Annotated in this window: 20 protein-coding genes and 1 pseudogene; 10 read left to right on the forward strand and 11 right to left on the reverse strand. The window is 66.5% G+C overall.

Annotated features, from left to right (window positions below; translation table 11 throughout):
* Window positions 1–210 precede the first annotated feature (210 nt).
* A complete protein-coding gene (locus LGM56_RS22845; RefSeq protein WP_206148400.1) occupies window positions 211–1,767 on the reverse strand; it encodes a sensor histidine kinase in 1,557 nt (518 codons plus the stop codon).
* 17 nt (window positions 1,768–1,784) lie between these two features.
* Window positions 1,785–2,513: a response regulator transcription factor gene (locus tag LGM56_RS22850; protein ID WP_226206842.1), complete on the reverse strand. Its 729-nt coding sequence runs from the start codon at window positions 2,511–2,513 to the stop codon at window positions 1,785–1,787.
* A 188-nt stretch (window positions 2,514–2,701) separates the two neighbouring features.
* Here LGM56_RS22850 and recA point away from each other — a divergent pair, with 188 nt between their 5' ends.
* The 9 genes from recA to LGM56_RS22895 all read left to right on the forward strand — a co-directional run bounded on the left by recA (window position 2,702) and on the right by LGM56_RS22895 (window position 11,871).
* Window positions 2,702–3,775 carry a recombinase RecA gene (gene recA, locus LGM56_RS22855; RefSeq protein WP_089495563.1) on the forward strand — a complete coding sequence of 358 codons (1,074 nt, stop codon included), beginning with the start codon at window positions 2,702–2,704 and terminating at the stop codon, window positions 3,773–3,775.
* Window positions 3,775–4,644 carry a recombination regulator RecX gene (recX, locus tag LGM56_RS22860; RefSeq protein WP_226206843.1) on the forward strand — a complete coding sequence of 290 codons (870 nt, stop codon included), beginning with the start codon at window positions 3,775–3,777 and terminating at the stop codon, window positions 4,642–4,644. The genes recA and recX overlap by 1 nt, the downstream gene beginning before the upstream one ends.
* Before the next feature lie 146 nt (window positions 4,645–4,790).
* Window positions 4,791–5,399, forward strand: a complete 609-nt coding sequence (locus LGM56_RS22865; protein WP_089473498.1) for a DUF2889 domain-containing protein — start codon at window positions 4,791–4,793, stop codon at window positions 5,397–5,399.
* Window positions 5,400–5,467: 68 nt separating this feature from the next.
* Window positions 5,468–6,634, forward strand: a complete 1,167-nt coding sequence (gene sucC / locus LGM56_RS22870; RefSeq protein ID WP_011353083.1) for an ADP-forming succinate--CoA ligase subunit beta — start codon at window positions 5,468–5,470, stop codon at window positions 6,632–6,634.
* A 64-nt stretch (window positions 6,635–6,698) separates the two neighbouring features.
* Entirely contained in the window at window positions 6,699–7,580 is an 882-nt protein-coding gene (sucD, locus tag LGM56_RS22875; RefSeq protein WP_006477916.1) for a succinate--CoA ligase subunit alpha, read from the forward strand.
* Between the two features lie 155 nt (window positions 7,581–7,735).
* Entirely contained in the window at window positions 7,736–8,440 is a 705-nt protein-coding gene (locus LGM56_RS22880) for a TerC family protein (RefSeq protein WP_089473497.1), read from the forward strand.
* 97 nt (window positions 8,441–8,537) lie between these two features.
* The gene (locus LGM56_RS22885) at window positions 8,538–9,134 is read left to right on the forward strand and encodes a pilin (RefSeq protein ID WP_089495561.1); all 597 of its coding nucleotides are present in this window, start codon (window positions 8,538–8,540) and stop codon (window positions 9,132–9,134) included.
* A 153-nt stretch (window positions 9,135–9,287) separates the two neighbouring features.
* Complete coding sequence (locus tag LGM56_RS22890; RefSeq protein ID WP_226206845.1) at window positions 9,288–11,066, forward strand: PglL family O-oligosaccharyltransferase; 1,779 nt, start codon at window positions 9,288–9,290, stop codon at window positions 11,064–11,066.
* 454 nt (window positions 11,067–11,520) lie between these two features.
* Entirely contained in the window at window positions 11,521–11,871 is a 351-nt protein-coding gene (locus LGM56_RS22895; RefSeq protein ID WP_089495560.1) for a TonB family protein, read from the forward strand.
* A gap of 84 nt (window positions 11,872–11,955) precedes the next feature.
* Here LGM56_RS22895 and LGM56_RS22900 read toward each other — a convergent pair.
* The 6 genes and pseudogenes from LGM56_RS22900 to moaC all read right to left on the reverse strand — a co-directional run.
* Window positions 11,956–12,374 (reverse strand): annotated as a pseudogene (locus LGM56_RS22900) (hypothetical protein); the annotation flags it as partial.
* Window positions 12,375–12,419: 45 nt separating this feature from the next.
* On the reverse strand, window positions 12,420–13,727 hold the full coding sequence (locus tag LGM56_RS22905) for a WD40/YVTN/BNR-like repeat-containing protein (RefSeq protein WP_226206846.1): 1,308 nt from the start codon (window positions 13,725–13,727) through the stop codon (window positions 12,420–12,422).
* Between the two features lie 69 nt (window positions 13,728–13,796).
* Complete coding sequence (locus LGM56_RS22910) at window positions 13,797–14,945, reverse strand: WD40/YVTN/BNR-like repeat-containing protein (RefSeq protein WP_226206847.1); 1,149 nt, start codon at window positions 14,943–14,945, stop codon at window positions 13,797–13,799.
* Window positions 14,946–15,024: 79 nt separating this feature from the next.
* Complete coding sequence (locus LGM56_RS22915) at window positions 15,025–15,891, reverse strand: hypothetical protein (protein ID WP_089495557.1); 867 nt, start codon at window positions 15,889–15,891, stop codon at window positions 15,025–15,027.
* A complete protein-coding gene (locus LGM56_RS22920; protein WP_226206848.1) occupies window positions 15,884–18,571 on the reverse strand; it encodes a type VI secretion system Vgr family protein in 2,688 nt (895 codons plus the stop codon). The genes LGM56_RS22915 and LGM56_RS22920 overlap by 8 nt, the downstream gene beginning before the upstream one ends.
* A gap of 215 nt (window positions 18,572–18,786) precedes the next feature.
* Complete coding sequence (gene moaC, locus LGM56_RS22925) at window positions 18,787–19,275, reverse strand: cyclic pyranopterin monophosphate synthase MoaC (protein WP_226206849.1); 489 nt, start codon at window positions 19,273–19,275, stop codon at window positions 18,787–18,789.
* A gap of 270 nt (window positions 19,276–19,545) precedes the next feature.
* On the opposite strand from moaC, the gene LGM56_RS22930 reads away from it, so the two are divergent.
* The gene (locus LGM56_RS22930; protein WP_226206850.1) at window positions 19,546–21,240 is read left to right on the forward strand and encodes a M48 family metalloprotease; all 1,695 of its coding nucleotides are present in this window, start codon (window positions 19,546–19,548) and stop codon (window positions 21,238–21,240) included.
* A gap of 39 nt (window positions 21,241–21,279) precedes the next feature.
* Here the strand turns inward: LGM56_RS22930 and LGM56_RS22935 are convergent, their stop codons facing one another.
* Genes LGM56_RS22935 through LGM56_RS22945 form a run of 3 tightly spaced genes read right to left on the reverse strand, consistent with a single transcriptional unit; the run spans window position 21,280 to window position 23,378 of the window.
* Window positions 21,280–21,867, reverse strand: a complete 588-nt coding sequence (locus LGM56_RS22935; RefSeq protein WP_226206851.1) for a DUF2946 family protein — start codon at window positions 21,865–21,867, stop codon at window positions 21,280–21,282.
* A complete protein-coding gene (locus LGM56_RS22940) occupies window positions 21,860–22,897 on the reverse strand; it encodes a hydrolase (RefSeq protein ID WP_089495552.1) in 1,038 nt (345 codons plus the stop codon). Before LGM56_RS22940 ends, LGM56_RS22935 begins: the two co-directional genes overlap by 8 nt.
* A 34-nt stretch (window positions 22,898–22,931) precedes the next feature.
* Entirely contained in the window at window positions 22,932–23,378 is a 447-nt protein-coding gene (locus LGM56_RS22945) for a nuclear transport factor 2 family protein (protein WP_006749968.1), read from the reverse strand.
* Window positions 23,379–23,385 lie beyond the last annotated feature (7 nt).

The following is a 23,385-nucleotide window of genomic DNA, read 5'->3' on the forward strand; positions in this document are numbered from 1 at the left end:
GATGTGCGGCCGCCTTGGGTGGGCGGGCCTGTCGAGGATTATTGGTACGGAAACTTACGGCCGACTGACTCGCGCGTGCAAAACGACTGCAGGTTAACCCGCGCCGAATCGGTGGTTTCGTGCGCTCATCGTGCTGCGAAGTGCTTTTATTTTCTGTTAAATCGTAGATTTTGACTCAATCGCGGCGTGCTGTGGCGGCGCCCATCAGGGTTAATCCGGGGCAGTTTCGGCCAGCGGCAGGCTGACGCGCACGAGTGTGCCGGCGAGGCGCGGTGCGTGCTGGTAGACGTGATCGTCGAGCGTCAGCGTGCCGCCGTGCTGCGTGGCGATCTCGCGCACGATCGCGAGCCCGAGGCCGCTGCCGTCGCCTTCGCGGCCGAGGATCCGGTAGAAGCGCTCGACGACGCGCTCGCGTTCGGCGGCCGGGATGCCCGGCCCCGTGTCCTCGACTTCGAGATGCACGAGCCGCGCCGCGGGTTCGGCGCGCACGCGCACCGTGATGCGGCCGCCGTCCGGCGTGTAGCGGATTGCGTTGTCGATCAGGTTGCCGAGCATCTCGCGCAGCATCACCGGATTGCCGTCGACGTCGAGCGGCCCGTCGTCCGGCGGGTCCGGCGGGCCTTCGTAGCCGAGATCCATCCGTTTCGCGAGCGCGGCCTGCACCCAGTCGCGCACCGCGCGCCGCGCGAGCGTGGCGATCTCGACCGGCTCGAACGTCAGCCCGCTCGCGCGGTTTTCGGCGCGCGCCAGCGCAAGCAGCTGCGTGACGAGCCGCGCGGCCTGCTCGGAGCTCGTCGCGATCTGCTCGAGCGAGCGCTGCACGTCGGGCGGGACGGGGTGGCGCAGCGCGAATTCGGCCTGCGTGCGCAGGCCCGCGAGCGGTGTCTTCATCTGATGGGCGGCGTCGGCGATGAAGCGCTTCTGCAGCGCCATGTTCTGTTCGAGGCGCGCGAGCAGGTCGTTGAACGACGTGACGAGCGGCTCGATCTCGGGCGGCGCGCGCTGCGCCTCGACGGGCGACAGGTCGTCGGGCCGCCGCGCGCGGATGTGCGCCTGCAGCGCGTTGAGCGGCGCGAGCCCGCGCGACAGCCCGAACCAGACCAGCAGGATCGCGAGCGGCAGGATCACGAACTGCGGCAGGATCACGCCCTTGATGATGTCGTTCGCGAGCGCGTTGCGCTTGTCCAGCGTTTCGCCGACCTGCACGAGCACGGGCTGCGGGCTGCCCGCTTGCGGCAGCGCGACCGTCGTATACGCGACGCGCACGTCGTTGCCGCGCAGCAGGTCGTCGCGGAACATGACGACGCCTGGCGGCGGGCGGTCCTCGTCGCGCGGCAGCGGCATGTCGGCTTCGCCCGCGACCAGCTCGCCGCGTGTGCCGAGCACCTGGAAGTACACGCTGTCGACGTTGTCCGCGCGCAGGAAGTCGCGGGTCTGCTCCGGCAGCGTCAGTTCGGCGACGCCGTTCACCGGATGGATCTGCCGCGCGAGCACATAGGCGTTGGTCTCGAGCGCGCGGTCGAACGGGCCGTTCGCGATCGTCTTCGCGACCAGATAGGTGACGGCGATGCTCATCGGCCACAGCAGCAGCAGCGGCGCGAGCATCCAGTCGAGGATTTCGCCGAACAGCGAGCGCGGGCGCGGCGCCTCGGGCGCATCGGTTTCGTCGGGCGGCGCGAACGGGTTCTCGTAGCGCGCGTCGCGCGCCTCGTCGGCGGCCGACGACGGCGCGCCGGTCGGATGGCGGGGATGGGCCGGCGTGGCCATCGCGGCGACGCCCGGATTCAGCGCAACGGCGTGCCGGCCACCGCGGGCTGGGGCGCTGCCGTGTCGACCGGCGCGGCGGGCGCGACCTTCTCGAGGCAATAGCCGAGGCCGCGCACGGTCGAGATCCGTACGCCGCTGGGTTCGATCTTCTTGCGCAGCCGGTGCACGTAGACTTCGATCGCGTTGTTGCTGACTTCCTCGCCCCATTCACAGAGATGGTCGACGAGCTGCTCCTTCGACACGAGCCGGCCGATCCGCTGCAGCAGCACCTCCAGCAGGCCGAGCTCGCGGGCGGAGAGGTCGAGCACGTGATCGTTCGCATACGCGATCCGGCCGACCTGGTCGAACGCGAGCGAGCCGTGGCGCACGACGGTCGGGCCGCCGCCCGCGCCGCGCCGGGTCAGCGCGCGCACGCGCGCCTCGAGTTCGTTGAGCGCGAACGGCTTGGCCATGTAGTCGTCGGCGCCGAGGTCGAGCCCCTTCACGCGCTCGTCGACGCTGTCGGCGGCCGTCAGGATCAGCACGGGGAGGTTGGAATTGCGGGCGCGCAGGCGCTTGAGCACGTCGAGCCCGGGCATTTTCGGGAGCCCGAGATCGAGGATCAGCAGGTCGAATGTCTGCATCGACAGCGCGGTATCGGCGTCGACACCGGTCTTCACGTGGTCGACCGCATAGCCCGATTGGCGGAGTGACCGGGTGAGGCCGTCCGCGAGTATGCTGTCGTCTTCCGCGATGAGAATTCGCATGGTGCTGACCGATGGCCGGCGGGGGCGTTCGCGCCGGCCGGCTGTCTCCGAAGTTATTCGTGTACAACGCTCTGCATTGCGGGCTTGCACAAAACACTGTTTTTTTATACAGTGTCTGCATTCGTGGGCAGCGCTTGAAAGTGGGCGCGCCTCTAACAGACGCTGCTCATCATAGCAAAGGACGATTCATGGAAGATAGCAAGAAGGGCTCCGGGATGACCGCCGAGAAGAGCAAGGCGCTGGCCGCCGCGCTTGCCCAGATCGAAAAGCAGTTCGGCAAGGGCTCGATCATGCGCATGGGCGACGGCGAGGCGACCGAGAACATCCAGGTCGTGTCCACGGGCTCGCTCGGTCTCGATATCGCGCTCGGCGTCGGCGGCCTGCCGCGCGGCCGGGTGGTCGAGATCTACGGTCCGGAATCGTCCGGTAAAACCACGCTGACGCTGCAGGTCATCGCCGAACTGCAGAAGATCGGCGGTACGGCGGCGTTCATCGACGCCGAGCACGCGCTCGACGTTCAATATGCAGCGAAGCTCGGCGTGAACGTGCCGGAGCTGCTGATCTCGCAGCCGGACACCGGCGAGCAGGCGCTTGAAATCACCGACGCGCTGGTGCGCTCGGGCTCGATCGACATGATCGTCATCGACTCGGTCGCGGCGCTCGTGCCGAAGGCCGAAATCGAAGGCGAGATGGGCGATTCGCTGCCGGGTCTGCAGGCCCGCCTGATGTCGCAGGCGCTGCGCAAGCTGACCGGCACGATCAAGCGCACGAACTGCCTGGTGATCTTCATCAACCAGATCCGGATGAAGATCGGCGTGATGTTCGGCAACCCGGAAACCACGACGGGCGGCAACGCGCTGAAGTTCTACTCGTCGGTGCGTCTCGACATCCGCCGGATCGGCTCGATCAAGAAGAACGACGAGGTGATCGGCAACGAAACCCGCGTGAAGGTCGTCAAGAACAAGGTGTCGCCGCCGTTCCGCGAAGCGATCTTCGACATCCTGTATGGCGAAGGCATTTCGCGTCAGGGCGAGATCATCGATCTCGGCGTGCAGGCGAAGATCGTCGACAAGGCCGGCGCCTGGTACAGCTACAACGGCGAGAAGATCGGCCAGGGCAAGGACAACGCGCGTGAATTCCTGCGCGAGAATCCGGAAATCGCACGCGAGATCGAGAACCGCATTCGCGAATCGCTTGGCGTGGTCACCATGCCCGACGGTGTAGTCCAGGACGAAGCCGAGGCGATGGACGAAGAAGAGTGATGGTCGGGCGCCGAGGTCAGGCTGGCGAGCCGGAGGAGAGCGACGCGCCCGAAACGGCGGGTCGCTCCGGCCGGCGAACCGGATCCTCGGGCGCTGATCAGCGGGGCGCGGGCAGCGATGCCGCGAACCGCACCGCGACGAGGGCATCCGACGATGCCCTCGTTTCGTTTGAGATTGCCGTCCCGGACGATCCGTTCGACGACGATGAATCGTTCGACGCGCACGACCGCTCCCGCCGTCGTGTTTCCGGTGTCAGCTTCCCGGGTGATCGCGCAGCCGATGCATCGTCGCCGGCCAGGGAAGATGTCTATACGCGCAGCAGCCAGCATCCGCGCCGCACACGTCGCGCGCCGGGTGCTTCTTCCAGCACTTCATCGGGTGACGCTCCGGGCGCTACCGAGCGCAAGTCGTCGAAGCCTCAGCGATCGCTGAAGGGCCGCGCGCTCGGCTATCTGTCCCGCCGTGAATACAGTCGCACGGAACTCGCGCGCAAGCTCGCGCCCTACGTCGGCGAAGACGAATCCGTCGAACCCGTGCTCGATGCGCTGGAACAGGAAGGCTGGCTGTCCGATGCGCGCTTTGCCGAGAGTCTCGTGCATCGTCGCGCGTCGCGTGTCGGCGTTGCGCGCATCGTCAGCGAGCTGAAGCGTCATGCGGTGGGCGACACGCTCGTCGAAGAGGTGAATGCGCAGCTCCGCGAGACCGAATGGGCGCGTGCGCAGGCGGTCTGGCGCAAGAAATTCGGTGCACTGCCGCAAACGCCGGCCGAGCGTGCGAAGCAGGCGCGCTTTCTCGCCGCGCGCGGCTTCTCGAGTGCGACCATCGTGAAGTTGCTGAAGGTCGGCGACGATTTCCTGGTCGACGACTGATCGCACCGATCGCGCGCGTGGCGCGCGATTTTGCTGCAATGCAACCGCTTCCGGACAGGCGGGAATACCCGCCGTCGCGTCAAACTGTCTCAAATACCCAATATGCTAAAATCCTTGGGTTTTCCTCTTCGGCCTCAACCTCCAGCATGCCGCTATCCGAGCCCGTGCCCCGTCAGTTGCGACATCAACGCGCAATCCGAGCGGAAGCTTACGAGCGCGGCGACGGCTTGTGGGACATCGAAGCCTGCCTGACCGACCACAAGCCGCGCGATGTCGCGCTTGCGTCGGGCATCCGGCCCCAGGGCCTGCCGATCCACGAACTCTGGCTGCGCGTGACTATCGATCGTGACCTCAATGTCGTCGACGCCGAAGCGTCTTCGGAATGGGTTCCCTATCCCGGTCACTGTCAATCCGCCACTCCCGCCTATCGGGCCCTCATCGGGCTCAATCTCTTCCGCAATTTCCGCCGCAACGCGAACCGGCTGCTCGCCGGCGTCGCAGGCTGCTCCCATCTCACCGAACTGTGCGCCGTGCTGCCGACGGCAGCGATCCAGGCGTTCGCCGGTGACGTGTGGAACGTGCGCGAGGAGGGGGGCGAAGGGCCGGACCATGGCGGCGTGCACGACGAAGCGCCTTTCCAGCTCGGCCGCTGCCGGGCTTTGCGGTTCGACGGCGAGGTCGTGCGGCAGTACTACCCGCGCTGGTATGGCGCGAGCCGGCCGGACGTGCCCGGTGAAGGCAGCACGAAGGAATGAACGGAAATCATTCGAAGAAGCGTCTAAAGCGACTTTTCATCCAACTCTCAGACTGAAGGGAATCACGCATGAAGATTCACGAGTACCAGGGTAAGGAAATCCTGCGGAAATTCGGAGTCGCGGTACCGCGCGGCAAGCCGGCGTTCTCGGTTGACGAGGCCGTCAAGGTGGCAGAAGAGCTCGGCGGCCCGGTATGGGTCGTGAAGGCTCAGATTCACGCAGGTGGCCGTGGCAAGGGCGGCGGCGTGAAGGTGGCGAAGTCGATCGAGCAGGTCCGCGAATACGCGAACCAGATCCTCGGCATGCAGCTCGTCACGCACCAGACGGGCCCGGAAGGCCAGAAGGTCAACCGTCTGATGGTCGAAGAAGGCGCCGACATCAAGCAGGAACTGTATGTCAGCCTCGTCGTCGATCGCGTGACGCAAAAGATCGTGCTGATGGGTTCGAGCGAAGGCGGCATGGACATCGAAGAAGTTGCCGAAAAGCACCCGGAACTGATCCACAAGGTCATCGTGGAACCGTCGACGGGCCTGCTCGACGCGCAAGCCGACGACCTCGCCGCGAAGATCGGCGTGCCGGCTGCTTCGATCCCGCAAGCGCGCGCGATCCTGCAAGGCCTGTACAAGGCATTCTGGGAAACCGACGCATCGCTGGCCGAAATCAACCCGCTGAACGTCTCCAGCGACGGTAAGGTCATCGCACTCGACGCGAAGTTCAACTTCGACTCGAACGCGCTGTTCCGTCACCCGGAAATCGTCGCGTACCGCGATCTGGACGAAGAAGATCCGGCTGAAATCGAAGCGTCGAAGTTCGACCTCGCGTACATCTCGCTCGACGGCAATATCGGCTGTCTCGTGAACGGCGCGGGCCTGGCAATGGCGACGATGGACACGATCAAGCTGTTCGGCGGCGAACCGGCGAACTTCCTGGACGTCGGCGGTGGCGCGACCACCGAGAAGGTCACGGAAGCGTTCAAGCTGATGCTGAAGAACCCGGATCTGAAGGCAATCCTCGTGAACATCTTCGGCGGCATCATGCGCTGCGACGTGATCGCGGAAGGCGTGATCGCCGGTTCGAAGGCCGTGAACCTGAACGTGCCGCTCGTCGTGCGCATGAAGGGCACGAACGAGGACCTCGGCAAGAAGATGCTGGCCGATTCGGGCCTGCCGATCATCTCGGCGGACAGCATGGAAGAGGCTGCGCAGAAGGTCGTCGCGGCTGCCGCAGGCAAGTAACGCTATCGAATACGCATGGCGGCGCGGTTTGTACGCGACGCCCATCGAACAGAGGTCAAAATACATGTCGATTCTGATCAACAAGGACACGAAGGTCATCACGCAGGGCATTACCGGCAAAACCGGTCAGTTCCATACGCGCGCCTGCCGTGAATACGCAAACGGCCGCGAAGCATTCGTCGCGGGCGTGAACCCGAAGAAGGCCGGCGAAGATTTCGAAGGCATTCCGATCTACGCAAGCGTCAAGGAAGCGAAGGCGGAAACCGGCGCGACCGTGTCGGTCATCTACGTTCCGCCGGCAGGCGCAGCGGCTGCGATCTGGGAAGCGGTCGAAGCCGATCTGGATCTCGCGATCTGCATCACGGAAGGCATCCCCGTGCGCGACATGATCGAAGTGAAGGACCGCATGCGTCGCGAAGGCCGCAAGACGCTGCTGCTCGGGCCGAACTGCCCGGGCACGATCACGCCGGACGAACTGAAGATCGGCATCATGCCGGGTCACATCCACCGCAAGGGCCGCATCGGCGTCGTGTCGCGTTCGGGCACGCTGACGTATGAAGCGGTTGCCCAGCTGACGGCACTCGGCCTCGGCCAGTCGTCGGCAGTCGGTATCGGCGGCGACCCGATCAACGGTCTGAAGCACATCGACGTGATGAAGATGTTCAACGACGATCCGGATACGGACGCAGTCGTGATGATCGGCGAAATCGGTGGTCCGGACGAAGCCAATGCGGCGGAGTGGATCAAGGACAACATGAAGAAGCCGGTGGTCGGCTTCATCGCTGGCGTCACGGCGCCTCCGGGTAAGCGCATGGGCCACGCCGGCGCGCTGATCTCGGGCGGTGCGGATACGGCCGAAGCGAAGCTGGAAATCATGGAAGCGTGCGGCATCACCGTGACGCGCAACCCGTCGGAAATGGGCCGTCTGCTGAAGAAGGCGCTGTAATATTTCCCCTGGGTTCGTCCTGCAGAAAACGCCGGCTTTGCCGGCGTTTTTTGTTATGCTCGCGCAATGAATTCGTAAGCACCGGGCATGCATCGCGCATGTGCCGGCGATGAACCGGGCCGCCCGCGGGCGGCCGCCGTCCTGCCCTTCACGCCATGCTCGAATTCCTGACGTCGCTCCACTGGGGCGCCGTTCTCCAGATCGTCATCATCGATATCCTGCTCGGCGGCGACAACGCAGTCGTGATCGCGCTCGCGTGCCGTAACCTTCCCGCGAACCAGCGGTTGCGCGGCGTCGTCTGGGGCACCGCGGGGGCGATCCTGCTGCGTGTCGCGCTGATCACGTTCGCGGTCGCGCTGCTCGACGTGCCGTTCCTGAAGCTCGGCGGCGGGTTGCTGCTGCTGTGGATCGGCATCAAGCTGATGGCGCCGGCCGGCGACGCGCATGACGACATCAAGCCGGCCAGCCGGCTGTGGGACGCCGTGAAGACGATCGTGATCGCCGATGCGGTGATGAGCCTCGACAACGTGATCGCGATCGCGGGCGCGGCCGAACAGGCCGACCCGTCGCACCGGATCGCGCTCGTGATCTTCGGCCTCGTCGTCAGCGTGCCGATCATCGTGTGGGGCAGCACGCTGGTGCTGAAGCTGCTCGACCGTTTCCCGATCTTCGTGGCATTCGGCGCGGGACTGCTCGGATGGATCGCGGGCGGCCTGATCGTGAACGACCCGGTCGGCGACCGCTGGCCGGTGCTCGATACGCCGGAGGTCCTCTACGGTGCGAGCATCGCGGGCGCGCTGTTCGTGGTGGCGATCGGTTACACGCTCAGGAAGCGCCGCGACGTACCGCACGCGCACTGACATTGGCCGTCCGGCCGACTGCCGGATTCACGGCCTGCTGGCTACGATCGAGACGCCTGCCTTTACCGGCAGGCGTTTTTCGTTTCCGGAGCCTGCCATGTTCGAAGCCTTTTCCGTTTCCCTGTTCCGTCGCGTGGCCGCCGATCTGCGGCGCGCGAACCGGCCGTCGCCGCGCTGGCGGCCGGCCGGCTTCACGCTGATCGAACTGATGATCGTGCTGGCGATCGTCGGTGTGATCGCGGCCTATGCGATTCCCGCGTATCAGGATTACCTTGCGCGCTCGCGCGTCGGCGAAGGGCTCGCGCTTGCGTCGTCCGCGCGGCTCGCCGTCGCCGACAACGCCGCAAGCGGTGCGAGCCTCGACGGCGGCTACAGCCCGCCGGCCGGGACCCGCAACGTCGAATCGGTTGTGATCGACGGCGAGACCGGCCAGATCACGGTCGCGTTCACCACGCGCGTCGCCGCGGCCGGCACCAACACGCTGGTGCTCGTGCCGTCCGCGCCCGACAAGGCCGACTCGCCCACCGCCCGCGTGCCGCTCAAAAAGGGCGCGATGCAGGCCGGCGCGATCGTGTGGGAGTGCTTCGCCGCCGGCAAGGGGGCGTCATCGCTGCCCGCGCCGGGGGCCGGGCCGCTGCCGGTCGACGCGGCGACGCTGCCCGCGAAATATGCGCCGGCGGAGTGTCGCGCCTAGTGTCGGAGGTGGAGCACGGCGGCGCGGGCAGCATGCCGGCCGCCTCGTCAGCCGGCCGGCGCGGCCACCCGGCGTCGGGTCGCGGCGCGAAGGCCCCGCACAGAGGGGGGAAAGTTTTGTATAGTGCGCCGGTTGCTGACATCCGGTTCGCTCATGCCTTCTACTTTTTCCCGTTCGTTGCCGCTCGTTGCGCTGGCTGTCGCCCTGATCGTGCCGTACGCGATCACGAATCACACGTATCCGATCCCGACCTTCTATTCCGAGTTTTCGGCGCTGGTGCTGTATCTGCTGGTGGGGGTGTCCGTCGTGCTGCTCGCGCGCACGGGCCGCCCGGCCGAGCCGTTTGCGGCGCCGGCCGCGTTCGTCGCGCCGCTTGGGTTCGCCGTGGTACTCATCGCGCAGGTCGCGCTGATCCCGCTCAAGGTGCCGTCGATGAACTGGCTGGCGGTCGGCTACCTCGCCGCCGCGCTGGTCGCGATGCAGGCCGGTTATGCGCTCGCGCGCGACGGGCTGGCAGAGGCCGTGTCGCGAATGATGGCCGGCGCGCTGCTCATCGGTGGCGTGTTCGCGGTCGGAACGCAGATCGTGCAGCTGTTCCATCTGGAGTCGGCGCTGTCGCCGTTCGTCGTGGTGTACAACGTCGCGGTCGATCGCCGTCCGTACGGCAACATGGCGCAGGCGAACCATCTGGCCAGCTACATCGCGTTCGCGCTCGCGGGCGCGCTGTATCTCGTGCAGACGCGCCGGCTTGCGGCATGGGCGTGGCTTGCGCTGTCGATCGTGCTGTCCGCCGGCCTAGCGCTGACGGTGTCGCGAGGGCCGTGGCTGCAGGTCGCGGTGATGGTCGTCGCGGGCTTCTGGATGGCCTGGCTCGAATCGCGCCGCGCGCCGGGTAATGCGCGTGCGTGGGCGATCCCGGTCGTGCTCGCGGTGGCGTTCATCGCGGTGAACGTCGCGGTGCGCTGGGCGAACGTCCATTACCACCTGGGTCTCGCGGAATCCGCGGCCGACCGGATGCGTGACGCGGGGCAGATCGCACCGCGCCTCGCGCTGTGGAAGTACGGGCTCGCGATGTTCCGCGAGCATCCGCTGCTCGGTGTCGGCTGGGGTGAATTCCCGTCGCACCAGTTCGCGCTCGTGCGCTCGCTCGGCGGCGTCGAGATCGCGAACAACTCGCACGACATCTTCATCGACCTGCTCGCGAAGTCCGGCCTCGTCGGCCTGGGCGTGCTCGTCGTCGCGCTCGTGACGTGGTTCGTGCGCGCGGTGCGCGCGCCGCAGTCGAGCATGCGCGTGTTCGGCTTCGCGCTGATCGGCATCCTGCTGATGCACGCGCTGGTCGAGTATCCGCAGCAGTACATGTTCTTCCTGTTGCCGGCCATGTTCGTGATCGGGCTGCTCGAGGTGAAGTCGCTGCGCATCCTGCCGGGGCGTGCGGCATTCGGGCTGTTCGCGGTGCTGTCGGTCGGCGGCGTGCTGGCGGCGGTGCCGGTGCTGCGCGACTACCAGCGCGCGGAAGTGCTGTATTACGGTAGCGATCCGGCAGCGCAGTACCGCGATGCGCCGTCGCTGCTGTTCGGCGCGTGGGGTGAATACGGTGCGGCCACGCTCCTCCCGATTTCGGCGGACGACCTGCCGGCCAAGCTCGCCGCCCATGAGCGCGCGATCGCGCTGCTGCCCGGCGAGACGGTGCTGCGCCGCTACGCGGCGCTGCAGGCGCTGGCCGGTCGCGAGGCCGACGCGCTCGACACCGTCGCACGCCTGCACGTGTTTGCGAAGGAGTTGAAGGACTGGCCGCAACAACTGGCCGCGCTGTACAAGCTGTGCGATCAGCAGCCGGCGCTGAAGCCGTTCAAGGCGGCGGTCGTCGCGAAATACGGCGAAGTTCCGGCCGATGCGGCCGACGACGAGGACGACGACGATTCGGATTGATGCGCGCAGCGCCTGCCGGAACGGGGAATTCCGGCATGTGCCGCGCCGCGACGGAGCGGCGGTGCGCGTCGGGCGTTAGCGCCCGGCGCGAACACGGCGATTCCGGCCGCGCATCGATTACCTCGCGGATTGCATGGATTCCGGCTGAAGGCCCGGCGATTCGCGTCAACCATTGTCAAATCGCCGCCGCTTGCCGGGCAGGGCGTGCACAATGCGCGAAAGCGCTCGCGTGCCGACCCGTGTGAGGCGAGGGTAGCGCGAACACAGGCAAAGCCCGGGCTACCCGGGAAGTCCGCCACGCAGGATCGCGGCCGAGCATCGATCGGCCGTGCGGCCGTAACGGGGCGCCGGTCCGATGGCCGCGGCGCAGTGTGATGCATGCGATGCGGCCGGGCGACGTGTTCCGGTGCGCGGCGCGTGTGTCCGGAACAGTGCTGAAGAACGATATTCGACCATGGCTATTCGCTCGACCTACCTGATCCTGCCCGCCGTCGCGATGCTGTTTTCCGGCTGCGCGATGCTGACGTCGTCGCAGGAAAGCAAGCTGACCTGTCACATTCCACGCGCCGTCTATCCGGATACCGCGAAGCCGCTCACGCGCCCGGCGACCGTGCTCGTGCGCGCGCTGATGACGACGTCCGGCGAAGCGCAGAACGTCACCGTGACGACGAGCAGCCGCAATGCGGCGGCCGACCGCGCGGCTGTCGACGCGATGACGCACGCGACCTGCGTGCAGACGGGCGCGACCGCGAACCCGTTCCTGCTGACCCAACCGTTCGTGTTCGAGCCGCAGCGCGGTAACTGACGAACCTGGGGAACCTGCATACGGTTCGGTGCTGCAGCGCCAGGGTCGTGCTGCGGCACGGTGGCTTGGGCGCATTCCGCAATCCGAGTTCTCGTCGAGCACGTAGTCGTTCTCTGAATGGAACACCGTGCGTTGCGCAGCCGAGCCGTTGGCCGGTGCGACCGCGACCTGCCCGCCAGGTAGCGCCGAGAGCCGGAATCCGCTGCCATACGCGTCGCCAGCCGCCGTTTTCCCATGCATACGCGGTTAGCAGGTTGTCGTCGCCGCATGCGATGTCGAAGCCGGCGCGCACGAACAGCATCGGGCGGGACGTGCCACCGCGTTCGACGTCGACGTCCGGATTGCGGCCGAACGCCGATTCGCCGTTTTTCGGCTGGACGGGCCGGCACGCCGAACGCCGCCGCGAGCGTGCGCTTCAGTGCGGCCGGATCGACCTGTTCGTCGCTGCACGCGAGCCACGCATCGATCGTGCTGACGAGCGCCTGCTTGTACGCACGCAGCGCAGCGATTTCTGCATCGAACGGAGTCCCCAGGCGTAGCGAGGGGATTCAGTCTTTTGAGGCGGGGGTATTTCTCACCGGAAACGACAGCTTCTTCAGTCTTTTGTCGAGCAGCGAATAGAGCGTGTTCGAATCCGGGTCGAAGTACCGACCTTGATAGGCGATTCTGTCGTCATGCTGTTTCCAGGTCATGCCTGCGTCGGTGCTGCTGAACATCAGTGGGACCGGCGGATCATCGATTGCCTGCTGGGGATCGGTCGCATATACGAGCAACAGGCCGTCGCGTCCCACATCGAGATCACGCTGGATGAGCTTCTTGTCAAATGTCGTCAATTGCCGGACGTGCTCAGGTCGCGTGTTCGTCCACGTTGAAAGCACGCCGGTCCGGTGTGTGTGATCCGGTGTAGCGTCGTTGCCGCTCTCGCTGTCGAGCAGAGACAGCGCGTAAAGCGCATAGCCGCCGGCCGTGGCCGGCGTCGACGCGAGTCGGGTGACGGTCTGGTTCGGCAGGACAGCATCCGGGACGAACGTCTGCTGATCCGGCGCGAGCCGGTAGACCACGCTGCGGGCGGGGGCCGTCGCAGACCGGTCGACATGGTAAGCCACGCGCAGAATGCCGTCGGGGCCAAGACTCACCGCGTCGAACTTGCGCTGAGGGGCACCGGGGACGACTGCATCCGGCGGTAGTGCAATCCGCTGCCAGGACTCGCCGCCGTCGGACGTCCGCCGGACGGCAGGGCCCCAGCCGATCGCGTAGCCTTGCTGCGCATCGATGAAGAGGAGCTGATGGATATCTTCGGGTTCGGACCATGGGAGTGGCGACCAATGGCGGCCGCCGTCGAGCGATTTCCAGACACGGGTTTGCTGCGAGACGAGGTCGTCTGCGGAGCCCGGCGACGTGTAGCTCATCTGGCCGACACTGATCAAGTGCACATGACCGTCTCGCGAATGCCACCATGCGGTGTGCTGACCGGGTACTTGCAAGAAGCGCTGCAGTCCCCGATCGAGCGTGCCCCGGAAGAAATTCGCGGTGCGCCGATTCAGGGTTTCTCTCGCACTGTTCATCCATGCTTCGGTGGGTTCGGCGACCATCGGGTCTTTCCACTCGCTGACGGGCTTCAGCGTCACCACGGGATCGGCGATCGTGAACGACATGATCTCGTTGCCGGTGACGTAGAAATCCCCGACGCCTGACGACCCGTCGGGCCACGTAATCCGCGACGAAACGGTTTCCCATCGAGGGCCGGTGCTTTCGTACAGCAGAATCAATGCGACGCTGCCGATCGCGATCGCGGCCAGTCGCTTCAGTCGAGATCGATTTCGCATAGGGCTGGCTGACGTCGGCGGAGGGATCATGAGGCGCCTCATGCGCGGGCGTCGTCCGATTCTGCGGACGCGGCCCGCGGCGAGCGTGTCAGGCGGCAATCAGAATTGCCGTTTGCGCAGCGTATAGGCGAAAACCGAATAGAGCGTATTCGTTTCCGGGTCGAAGTAGCCGCCCTGTGAAGCCTTGTCGGCGGCATGCCGCCAGGTCTTGCCGCCGTCGGTGCTGCTGATCGTCTGGTCAATCGGCGAGCCGCCGCCGTTTGCGGTGTTCGGATCGGTCGCGTGGACCAGCACGACACCGTTGCGACCCACGCTCAGTCCATTGAGCGTCAGCGGGTTGTCGAACGCGTGCAGTTCCTGGATGTGGTCGGGGTGCTCGCTGGTCCAGGTCGAAATGACGCCCGCGCCACGGCCGCTGCCAGATGCGCTGCTGGTGCGTGACAACGCATACAGCGCGTAATCCCGGACGGGTGCCGGTGGCGATTCGAGACCGACGACTTGTCCGGGCAGTACCGCTTCCTGGGCGAAGTCATGCTGGCTCCACCCGAGCCGCCAGACGATGGTTGCCGGTTGCGGATGCTCGGCGTCCTCGACCTGATAGGCAATGCGCAAAACACCGTCGGGGCCGAGATTGATGCTGTCGAAAGTCCGCCTCGGCTTGCCTTGCACGGCGGCACCGGGCGGCTCCTTGATTTCCTGCCACGATTGCCCGCCGTCTGCCGTGCGCCACACGCGTGGTCCCCAGCCGATGGCGTAGCCCCGTTGCGTATCGATGAACAGCAGCCGGTTGACGTTGCGGTCCGCCGGCCATTCGAGTTGGGACCAGTGCTGGCCGCCGTCGCTCGATTTCCAGAGTCTGGTTGTCTGAGGGGCCGCTCCGTCGTCGGGGCGCGGCGCCTTGTAATCCATCCAGCCGGTGCTGACGTACAGGACCTGCCAGTCAGGCGAATACCACCAAGACGCGGTCTGGCCCGGTTGTTGGAAGTGGCGTGCGACGCCGCCGCCCAGCGTGCCGCGCAGAAAGCTGACGGTCGACCGGTTCAGCCGCTCGTTCGAATCGTCCATCCAGGGCTCGGCGAACTCCGCGACGTCAGGGTTCTTCTGCTCGCTTTCCGGCTTGAACCTGAGTTCCGGTCTGGCAATCTTCAATGAGATGAAGTCGTTGCGATGCACTCGAAATGCGCCCGCACCGTACGGCTTGTCGTTGCGCATGAATTCCGTTGATACCGTGTCCCACCCTGAAGTCATTTCCGTGTATCCGTAAATAGCGATCGGCAGAACAAGAACGCATCCCGCGACCCAAAGCCATCGTGTGCCTTTTCGCATGTCACTTCACCAGCAGTCTTCCGAGCGCTTTGCCGACCGGATCGTCGACGTCCCAGTCCTCGGCCTTTTTCCGTGCAACGGGGATGGCCGAATCTCGAGCCTGTCCCCATGTCTTTCCGTCGCCCCATTCCTGGATGTTCGGACGCATCCCGATCTTGACGAGATCCATGATCGGCAGGTCCGCCAATCCCCCGTCGAGGTAGGCCATCGGGTGCGTCTTGAACGCGAACTCCTTGAATTTCTCGTTGTTCATTTCCAGTTCGAACTGTGGCCAGGTCATATCGACACCGCCGTTTCCCGGTGTCGGGCTGGCCATCTGGATCGTGTCTCCCATCATGTTCTGGTTCAGGCCGTCTTCCATGTTGGCCTGCAGCAGCTTCCGTGCCTTGTTCAACCACGCTTTCCCTTGCGCGGACAGTCGCGGGAGGAGGTTGGCGCCGTAGTCAGAGCAATAGTAGTAGCCGTAGCTGATGTAGTAGTCGGGTGGCTTATGTCCGCATCCGATATGACGCATCATGAAGTTGCCATGACGCGACCAGTCGGAATTCGAACTTTCTGGCTTGATCAGTTCCTCGCGCCGGTGGAGGAGTTTGTGCGCCGCGTCCGAGTCTGTCCACGGATCCCACGAAAGCGCGAAACCCTTGATGGTCGACCAGATGCTCGACATGCTGACTTTTTCGACAGTCTCCAGATAAGCGCCATGCAGCGGCCGATAGTAGAACGGACAGGTGCCGACAATCCATTTCGGCGCCGGCGTCACATGCTTGTCGCAGATGTTGATCTGCACCTTGGGCCGATCCTTGTAATCCGTCGGGGTCAGCATTGCCGCGCCGGTGCCGAGCACCTTGTCCTGTTGTCCGTCAGCCATTCGATTTCCCTAAAAACTTGACGACGACGTCATGCGGCACGTGGCTCTGCGTGAGCCCCGTCTCGCCTGCCGCGTTGGTGACGCCTTCCGAGATCAGCGTGCCGTTCGAGAACATCTGGTATCGCGTGTTCGCGACCGGAATGTCGGTGCCGGCCCAGTGTGCGATGAACGCCTGGTCGTAGTTGCCGCTCGAGTTCGGCAGTGTCGGCATGGTTTGCGACAGGTGAGTGGGGCCGCTGAACGCATGCTGCGCGCCCTTGATGTCGATCTTGCCGGGCGCGTGCACTTCGATGTTGCCGTTCGCGATGCGGATATAGGCGCCGCCGGACGTCAGCAGGATTTCCTTCGCCGCGGCACCTTCGATCGATTGCGTGACGGCGATCAGCTTCAGCGCCTTCTGCGCGGTCAGCTCGATATTGTCTGCCTGCGCCTGCACTTCGACCTTGCCCTTGCCGGCGAACAGCTTGATCCCCGCGTTCTGCGCGAACAGGCTGATCCGGTCGAGGACACTCGCGATCAGCGATTTCCCGGCCGCGACGTGCGTGCTCTGTCCGCTGACGAGGTTGACGTGCTGGTCCGCGGCGAACTGCACCGATTGCTGTGTCGACAGTGCGATGCCGGCCGGGCTGCCGAACAGCATCACGGGTTCCTTGAATGCATTGGCGCTGCCGGCTCCGCCGCCGCCGGTTCGCCCGCCCGACGCGCTGCCGCTCACGCTGTTCTGCGTCGCATCGGTGAACTGCTTCAGCGCCGCGTGGCCGGGGTCGAGCGACTCGCCCTGATGCTGCGCGCTGACCCCCGACATCGCTTCCATCAGGCCTTCCGCCGTGACGAGCTGCTGTTGCGTCTCCTTGACGTCGAGCGGCTGGCTCGCCGGTTGTTTCGGATGCGTGGTGACGTACAGGCCGCGGTTCGCGCGAACCGCGCCGAAGGCGTCGGAGCGCAGGTCGAACCCGCTGCCGAGGTAGCGGCCGCGGTTGTTGCCCGTGTGGTCGATCAGGTAGCCGAGGTGCAGGTGCGTGTTGGCCTGGCTGCTGTACAGGTGCACACGGTTCTGCGCGGTCGCGTCGTCGAGCACCAGCTGGTTGTAACCGGCGCCCGCGTATTCCTTCGATCGGTACCCGGACAGGATGCCGTTGCTGTGCCATTGCGGGCTCGTCGCCCCGTTGTACAGCTTCCCGACGACGATCGGGCGGTCGCAGTCGCCGCCGAGGAAATCGACGAGCACTTCCTCGCCGCTGCGATGGGGGTGCACGGCGCCATAGCCGTTGCCCGAATCCGATGCGGCGGCGCGCAACCAGCACGAGGCCTTCTCGTCGCCGTCGTTGAGGCGATCCCAGTGGAAGCGGACCTTGATTCGATTGAGTTCGTCGGTGTGGACTTCCTCGCCTTGCGGCGCGACGACGATCGCCGACTGCAGATGCATCGGCGGCTTGGGGTGGTCGAACGGGCTGCGGAACGGCACCGTGGTGCGCTGCGCTTCGATGCTGACCTGGAAAATGCCCGCGCTGCCGTCCGGATGCAGGACATGCGGCAGGTCAGCGCCGCCGGCCTGCACGAGGTCGTCGATTTCGGCCTGCAGGCTGTGCGGGAACCCGGCCTGTCGATCGGCGACGGGCAGGTTGTTGGCGATCAGCCACGTCGTTTCGATCACGGCGAAGCGGCGCTGGCCGGCATCGTCCTTGTCGTGTTCGGGGTGATCCGCCAGCTCGAACGTGCGTCCCGCGTCCATGCGCCGGACGCCGCCGATACCGTGAAAGCGCTTCGCGAGCGACTCCTGTTCCTCCATCCAGATCTTCGACAGATGGTCGCCGCGAGACTGTTCGGAATACGTGTAGGCCCCGGTGTATTCGTAGACTTCGAGTTGCTGTGGCAGGTCGCCCTGGTTCGCGATCGTCGGCAGGTGAGTCGCCTTAGGATTCGATGCGGTGGGCGGCTGCTTGTAGTCGAACGAGCGCGTCGTGCGCGCGACGCTGCGCAGTGTGCGCGTGCCGGAGAACTGGACGAGCGTGTCGGCTTCGTCGTGTGCGCCGGCGTGATGAAAGCGCAGGGTCTGTGGCGCCAGGGCCGGCAGTGCGTCGATCCGGTCGACGATGACGAGCCGGTGCGACTTGCCGTCCTGCGCCTGCTCCCAGAAGCCGTACAGGCCTTCCGATTCCATCAGGCGGTGCACGAAGTTCCAGTCGTCCTCGTATTGCATGCAGAACGAACGGGACGGCAGCGGCTGGTAGAGCCTGAAGTCGAAACAGCCCTTGGCCTGCGGATGCTGGTTCAGGACGTCGGTGATGATCTCGTCGGCGGACTTGTCCTGCCAGATGCGCTGGTCGCGGCGGAACCTCAGGAAGTGCAGGAACGAGGCGAAGACGATCTGGTAGTGCGTGAGGCCGCTGTCCGACCCGAGCCGGCGGGCAGCGTGCACGTACCCGTGGTGCGGCGCGTACGACTTGTCGGCCTGCTGGATCCGCAGTGTCACCGGCTGCGCGATCAGCTTCTTGAGTTCGATGTCATCGGACACCGACACGGCGTCGACCGCAAACTCGAAATGCCGTCCGAGCCGGGATCGCCCCTTGACGCGATGGGGCAGCAGGACGTCAGGGCCGAGCGGCGTCTCCAGTTTGACGAGTCGCTCGTCCTGGATCGGCCCGGCCAGCAGTGCGCTTCTCAATGCTTGCGAATTCATTACCCGTGCTCGCTTTTTTTTGTGCTGGGTCGCACGCTCTCTCGTGCGGAATCCCGTAATTGTATGAGATAAGCGACGGATATCTCGAATTTGCCCTTCAACGGCATTTCAAATCTGGTCGGATCGTCGGCCTGGCGGGCAACGCGCGCACGTCATCCGGCCGGGCAAGGGCTGGCCGTCAGCGGTTCCGGCCGGATCGACCGCCGCAGGGCCGCTCAACCCGCCGGTTCCTCCGCCTTCCAGTCCCCCGACTTCCCGCCGCGCTTCTCGCGCACGCTCACGTCGGTGATCACCATCCCGCGATCGACGGCCTTGCACATGTCGTAGACGGTCAGCAGCCCGACCTGCACGGCGGTCAGCGCTTCCATCTCGACGCCGGTGCGCCCGAACGTCTCGACCTGCGCGACGCAGTGGACGCCCGGCAGCGCGTCGTCGAGGTCGAACTCGACGGCCACGCGCGTCAGCGCGAGCGGATGGCACAGCGGGATCAGGTCGGCCGTGCGCTTGGCGCCCTGGATGGCCGCGATGCGCGCGACGCCGAGCACGTCGCCTTTCTTGGCCTTGCCGTCGCGGATCAGCGCGAACGTGGCCGGCAGCATCCGGATCGTGCCGCGCGCGATCGCGATGCGTTGGGTTTCCTGCTTGCCGCCGACGTCGACCATGTGCGCATGGCCGGCGGCGTCGAAATGGGTGAGTCCTGACATGTCTTCCTCTAGTGGAACGGCGTGCGCGAGCGCGTCCCGCGATCGCGCATCGCGATTGGCCGGGGCATCGCATCCCGTCTCTGCGCCCCGCTCCGATCCAGCGGTTCAACGGGCGCCTATCATAGCAGTGGCATGCGCGGCGCCGGGGACGCAGATGGCGTCCATGCCGAACGGGACAGTCACGCTGCCGCCGGTACAATGACCCGAATATTCAGACCAAACGCCGCGATGCGCGCCGGGCGCGCGGGACGGCGTCGCTTTCATCCTGCCATGCGTGTCAAACAGTTGCTTGCCGTGTCGCTGTCGGTGGCGCTCGCATGGCCGCCGAGCGGCCGTGCGCAGAGCGCGTCCGCGCCGCCGCTCGAATCGGCGGCCGACGGCGCGCGGTCGATTTCCACCGTGCCGTCCGGCATCGCGGCCGGCGTGTTCGGCACGTACGGCGGCGCGGAGAGCCGGTTTTCGGACGCGGGCGGCGCGTCGGCGCCGGCCGCGAGCCTGCGCGCGCCGCTTCGCGCGCTGGAGCTGCCCGACCTGGGCGACGGCTCCGGCGGTTCGCTGACGCCGCAGGCCGAGCGCCGGCTCGGCGAGCGCGTGATGCGCGAAGTGCGGCGCGACCCCGACTATCTCGACGACTGGCTCGTGCGCGACTACCTGAACGCGATGGCGGCACGGCTCGCGGCCGCGGCTGCCGCGCGCTTCATCGGCGGCTATATGCCGGACTTCGACCTGTTCCCGGTGCGCGATCCGCAGATCAACGCGTTCTCGATGCCGGGCGGCTTCATCGGGATCAACAGCGGGCTCGTCGTCACGACACAGACGGAGTCGGAACTCGCATCGGTGGTCGGCCACGAGATGGGGCACGTGCTGCAGCGGCACATCGCGCGGATGATCGGTGCGAACGAGAAGACCGGCTATACGGCGCTCGCGACGATGCTGCTCGGCGTGCTGGCCGGCGTGCTCGCGAGAAGCGGCGACCTCGGCAGTGCGATCGCGGTGGGCGGGCAGGCGTATGCGGTGGACAACCAGCTGCGCTTCTCGCGGTCGGCCGAGCGCGAGGCCGATCGCGTCGGTTTCCAGCTGCTCGCGGGCGCGGGCTATGACCCGTACGGGATGCCGGGCTTCTTCGAGCGGCTCGACCGCGCGTCGATGGGCGATGCGGGCGTGCCGGCCTACGCGCGTACGCACCCGCTGACCGGCGAGCGGATCGCCGACATGGAGGATCGCGCGCGCCGCGCGCCGTACCGGCAGCCGCGCCAGTCGCCCGAATACGGGTTCGTGCGTGCGCGGCTGCGCGTCCTGCAGAACCGTGCGCCGACCGACATCGCGGCCGAGGCGCGGCGGATGCAGTTCGAGATCGACGATCGCACCGCGCCGAACGTCGCGGCGAACTGGTACGGCATCGCACTCGCGGATGCGCTGCTCGGCGAGTACGACGCAGCCGGCAAGGCGCTCGCGTCGGCACGCAGTGCGTTCGACGCCCGCGAGCGGCGCGAGGACGATCCGGCGACGAGCTCGCCGAGCCTCGACGTCCTGGCCGCCGACATCGCGCGCCGCGCGGGGCGGGCCGACGACGCGGTGCGGCTCGCGGCGCTCGCGCAGCGCCGCTGGCCGGCGTCGCACGCGGCGATCGTCGCGCATCTTCAGGCGCTGATCGCGGCGCGCCGTTTCGGTGAAGCGCAGGCGCAGGCCCGCGCGCAGGCGAAGGCCGACCCCGAACAGCCGGACTGGTGGGACTATCTCGCGAAGGCGAGCGACGGCAAGGGTGACCTGCTGGCGCGGCGCCGCGCGCTCGCGGAGAAGCTCGCGCTCGACGGCGCGTGGCCGTCGGCGATTCGCCAACTGAAGGAAGCGCGCGACGCGAAGGACGTGTCGTTCTACGAGCAGTCGATGATCGGCGCGCGGCTGCTGGAATTCGAGGCGCGCTACAAGGAAGAGCGCGAGGACGAGAAGAATGGCCGCGGGTAGCGGCCGATACTCGGGAAGCGCGGCCGCGGCCGCTGTGGGTCAGTTGCCGCTGCCAGCGGTGTTGCGGGCCTGTTGCGCCGGGCTGGCGACGTAGCCGAACCGCGCGGGCACGTCCGCACCGACGATGCTGCCGAGCGGCAGTGTGCGGCCCTCGCGCCAGCGCAGCACGGGCGGCGCGGCGTCGAAATCCGCATGATCGGCGAACAGCCCGAGATCGTGATCGTGCAGCGCCGCGATGCGCGGCGGCGTGCCGGCCGCGCGAAACAGCACGCCGCCTGCGTCGTCGAGCCAGGCTTCGTCCGGTTCGAACGGCGTGCCGGTCTGGTCGGTGAGCGTGAGCTGCCCGTCGCGCTCGGCGAGTCGGACGATCCACGGCGTATAGGCGAGCTCGACGTACACGCGCTGTGGCCCATTTTGGAAGAACCACTGGCCCTGCGCGTCGCATTCGTAGTTGCGGCCGATGAACGCGTTCAGCGCCGCATGCCGGATCGGCGAGCCGAGTTCGCCGGCCGCCTGCGCCGCGTCGTCGCGCAGCCGCCATTCGCCGCGCCGGTCGAGCAGCAGCCAGCCGGTACAGTGCGGCACGTTCGGCCACTTGGCGAGGGCCTGCCTGACGATGTCATCCATGGTCGACGAATTTGGAGCAATAGCCGAACACCCGCGCCGACAGCCAGTCGAGACGGCCGGGGAACGGCCCGGTCATGAATCCCGCGTGCCCGCCGGCCGCGGGCTGGTCGAGCTCGACGGCCGGCGATACGTCGGCCGGGCCCGGCAGCGCCGATTCAGGCAGGAACGGGTCGTTGCGGGCGTTGAGGATCAGCGTCGGCACGTCGATTGCGGGGAGCAGCGGCCGTGTCGTCGCTTTGGTCCAGTAATCGTCCGCGTTCGCGAAACCGTGCAGCGGCGCGGTCACGATCTCGTCGAAGTCGCGCATCGTCACGGCCTGCAGCATGGCTTCACGGTCGAACAGCCCCGGGTACTGGTCGAGTTTCGCGAGCGCCTTGCGCTTGAGCGTTTTCAGGAAGCTGCGCGTGTAGACCATCGCAAAGCCTTGCGACAGCGCGCGCCCGCCGGCGTGCACGTCGATCGGCGTCGAGATCGCGGCGGCCGCCCGCAGGATCGACGTGTCGCTGCGATGCTCGCCGAGCCAGCGCAGCAGCACGTTGCCGCCGAGCGACACACCGGCCGCGACGAGCGGCCCGCGATGCTGCGCGGCGAGCCGGCGCAGGATCCAGTCGACTTCGGCGCTGTCGGCGAGATGGTAGAAGCGCGGCTGACGGTTGATCTCGCCGCTGCAACTGCGGAAGTGCGGCACGACGGCGTGCCAGCCCTTCGCGCGCGCGGCGGCCATCATCGCGAGCGCGTAGTGCGACCCGGAGCTGCCTTCGAGGCCGTGGAACAGCACGAACAGCGGCGCATCGGGCCGCGGCGCCGCGCTGTCGAGATGCGCGACCCAGTCGAGATCGATGAAGTCGTGGTCGGGGGTTTCCCATCGCTCTCGTCGGTAAGCGACGACGGGACGCCGCGCGAACAGCGCGGGCACGATGGTTTGCGCATGGCTGTTGGGCAGCCAGCGTGGTGCGCGATAGCGCAGTATGTCGTCGTCGGGGGCCGGAGCCCCGGTCAGCGGCGAGGTGGGCGGAGAAGCCGTACTCATGATCGCCCCGCGTATGCGTTGCTTCGTCTTTTCGTCAGTGCAGCGGACCCTGCCCGTGACGGATCTTCGCGGCGAATTGTCCGGCCGCTTGTTCAGGAATCGGGCTCGCGTGAATGTGCGCGATGCGCCACTCGCCACGTTCGTGAATCATCACGTACGTCGCGAAAACCATGTCGGGTTCGGCCGTCAGGTCGGCCTGCTGATGCGCTTCGGCGATCGTATAGACGACCGTGCCGAGGCTGTCGTACACGCGGATGTCGAGCGGCTCGATCGTCACGGGGCGCGTGGCGAGCCGGTTGGCGAGCCCGCTGCGGATCTGGTCGAGGCCGTGCAGATGCTCGCCGTCCGCCCATACGCAGCTGGCGAAATCCTCGTCGATCCACAGTCCCAGCAGCGCGTCGAGATTGGCATCGGCGACGGCCTGGTAGTAGGCGTTCAGCGTATCGGCGGCGGCTTCGAAGAGGCGGGCAAAACGTGGCATCGGGGTT

Source organism: Burkholderia sp. AU38729, assembly GCF_020419725.1.
Classification (GTDB): domain Bacteria; phylum Pseudomonadota; class Gammaproteobacteria; order Burkholderiales; family Burkholderiaceae; genus Burkholderia.

Bases quoted from the DNA above. Each gene is read 5' to 3' on its own strand.
- LGM56_RS22905 (WP_226206846.1), bottom strand. From the start codon at position 13,727: ATGATCCCTCCGCCGACGTCAGCCAGCCCTATGCGAAATCGATCTCGA.
- LGM56_RS22880 (WP_089473497.1), top strand. From the start codon at position 7,736: ATGCTCGAATTCCTGACGTCGCTCCACTGGGGCGCCGTTCTCCAGATC.
- LGM56_RS22945 (WP_006749968.1), bottom strand. From the start codon at position 23,378: ATGCCACGTTTTGCCCGCCTCTTCGAAGCCGCCGCCGATACGCTGAAC.
- LGM56_RS22910 (WP_226206847.1), bottom strand. From the start codon at position 14,945: ATGACTTCAGGGTGGGACACGGTATCAACGGAATTCATGCGCAACGAC.
- LGM56_RS22845 (WP_206148400.1), bottom strand. From the start codon at position 1,767: ATGGCCACGCCGGCCCATCCCCGCCATCCGACCGGCGCGCCGTCGTCG.
- LGM56_RS22915 (WP_089495557.1), bottom strand. From the start codon at position 15,891: ATGGCTGACGGACAACAGGACAAGGTGCTCGGCACCGGCGCGGCAATG.
- LGM56_RS22885 (WP_089495561.1), top strand. From the start codon at position 8,538: ATGTTCGAAGCCTTTTCCGTTTCCCTGTTCCGTCGCGTGGCCGCCGAT.
- LGM56_RS22890 (WP_226206845.1), top strand. From the start codon at position 9,288: ATGCCTTCTACTTTTTCCCGTTCGTTGCCGCTCGTTGCGCTGGCTGTC.
- sucD (WP_006477916.1), top strand. From the start codon at position 6,699: ATGTCGATTCTGATCAACAAGGACACGAAGGTCATCACGCAGGGCATT.
- LGM56_RS22850 (WP_226206842.1), bottom strand. From the start codon at position 2,513: ATGCGAATTCTCATCGCGGAAGACGACAGCATACTCGCGGACGGCCTC.
- moaC (WP_226206849.1), bottom strand. From the start codon at position 19,275: ATGTCAGGACTCACCCATTTCGACGCCGCCGGCCATGCGCACATGGTC.
- LGM56_RS22940 (WP_089495552.1), bottom strand. From the start codon at position 22,897: ATGAGTACGGCTTCTCCGCCCACCTCGCCGCTGACCGGGGCTCCGGCC.
- LGM56_RS22920 (WP_226206848.1), bottom strand. From the start codon at position 18,571: ATGAATTCGCAAGCATTGAGAAGCGCACTGCTGGCCGGGCCGATCCAG.
- recX (WP_226206843.1), top strand. From the start codon at position 3,775: ATGGTCGGGCGCCGAGGTCAGGCTGGCGAGCCGGAGGAGAGCGACGCG.
- LGM56_RS22865 (WP_089473498.1), top strand. From the start codon at position 4,791: ATGCCGCTATCCGAGCCCGTGCCCCGTCAGTTGCGACATCAACGCGCA.
- LGM56_RS22930 (WP_226206850.1), top strand. From the start codon at position 19,546: ATGCGTGTCAAACAGTTGCTTGCCGTGTCGCTGTCGGTGGCGCTCGCA.
- LGM56_RS22895 (WP_089495560.1), top strand. From the start codon at position 11,521: ATGGCTATTCGCTCGACCTACCTGATCCTGCCCGCCGTCGCGATGCTG.
- recA (WP_089495563.1), top strand. From the start codon at position 2,702: ATGGAAGATAGCAAGAAGGGCTCCGGGATGACCGCCGAGAAGAGCAAG.
- sucC (WP_011353083.1), top strand. From the start codon at position 5,468: ATGAAGATTCACGAGTACCAGGGTAAGGAAATCCTGCGGAAATTCGGA.
- LGM56_RS22935 (WP_226206851.1), bottom strand. From the start codon at position 21,867: ATGGATGACATCGTCAGGCAGGCCCTCGCCAAGTGGCCGAACGTGCCG.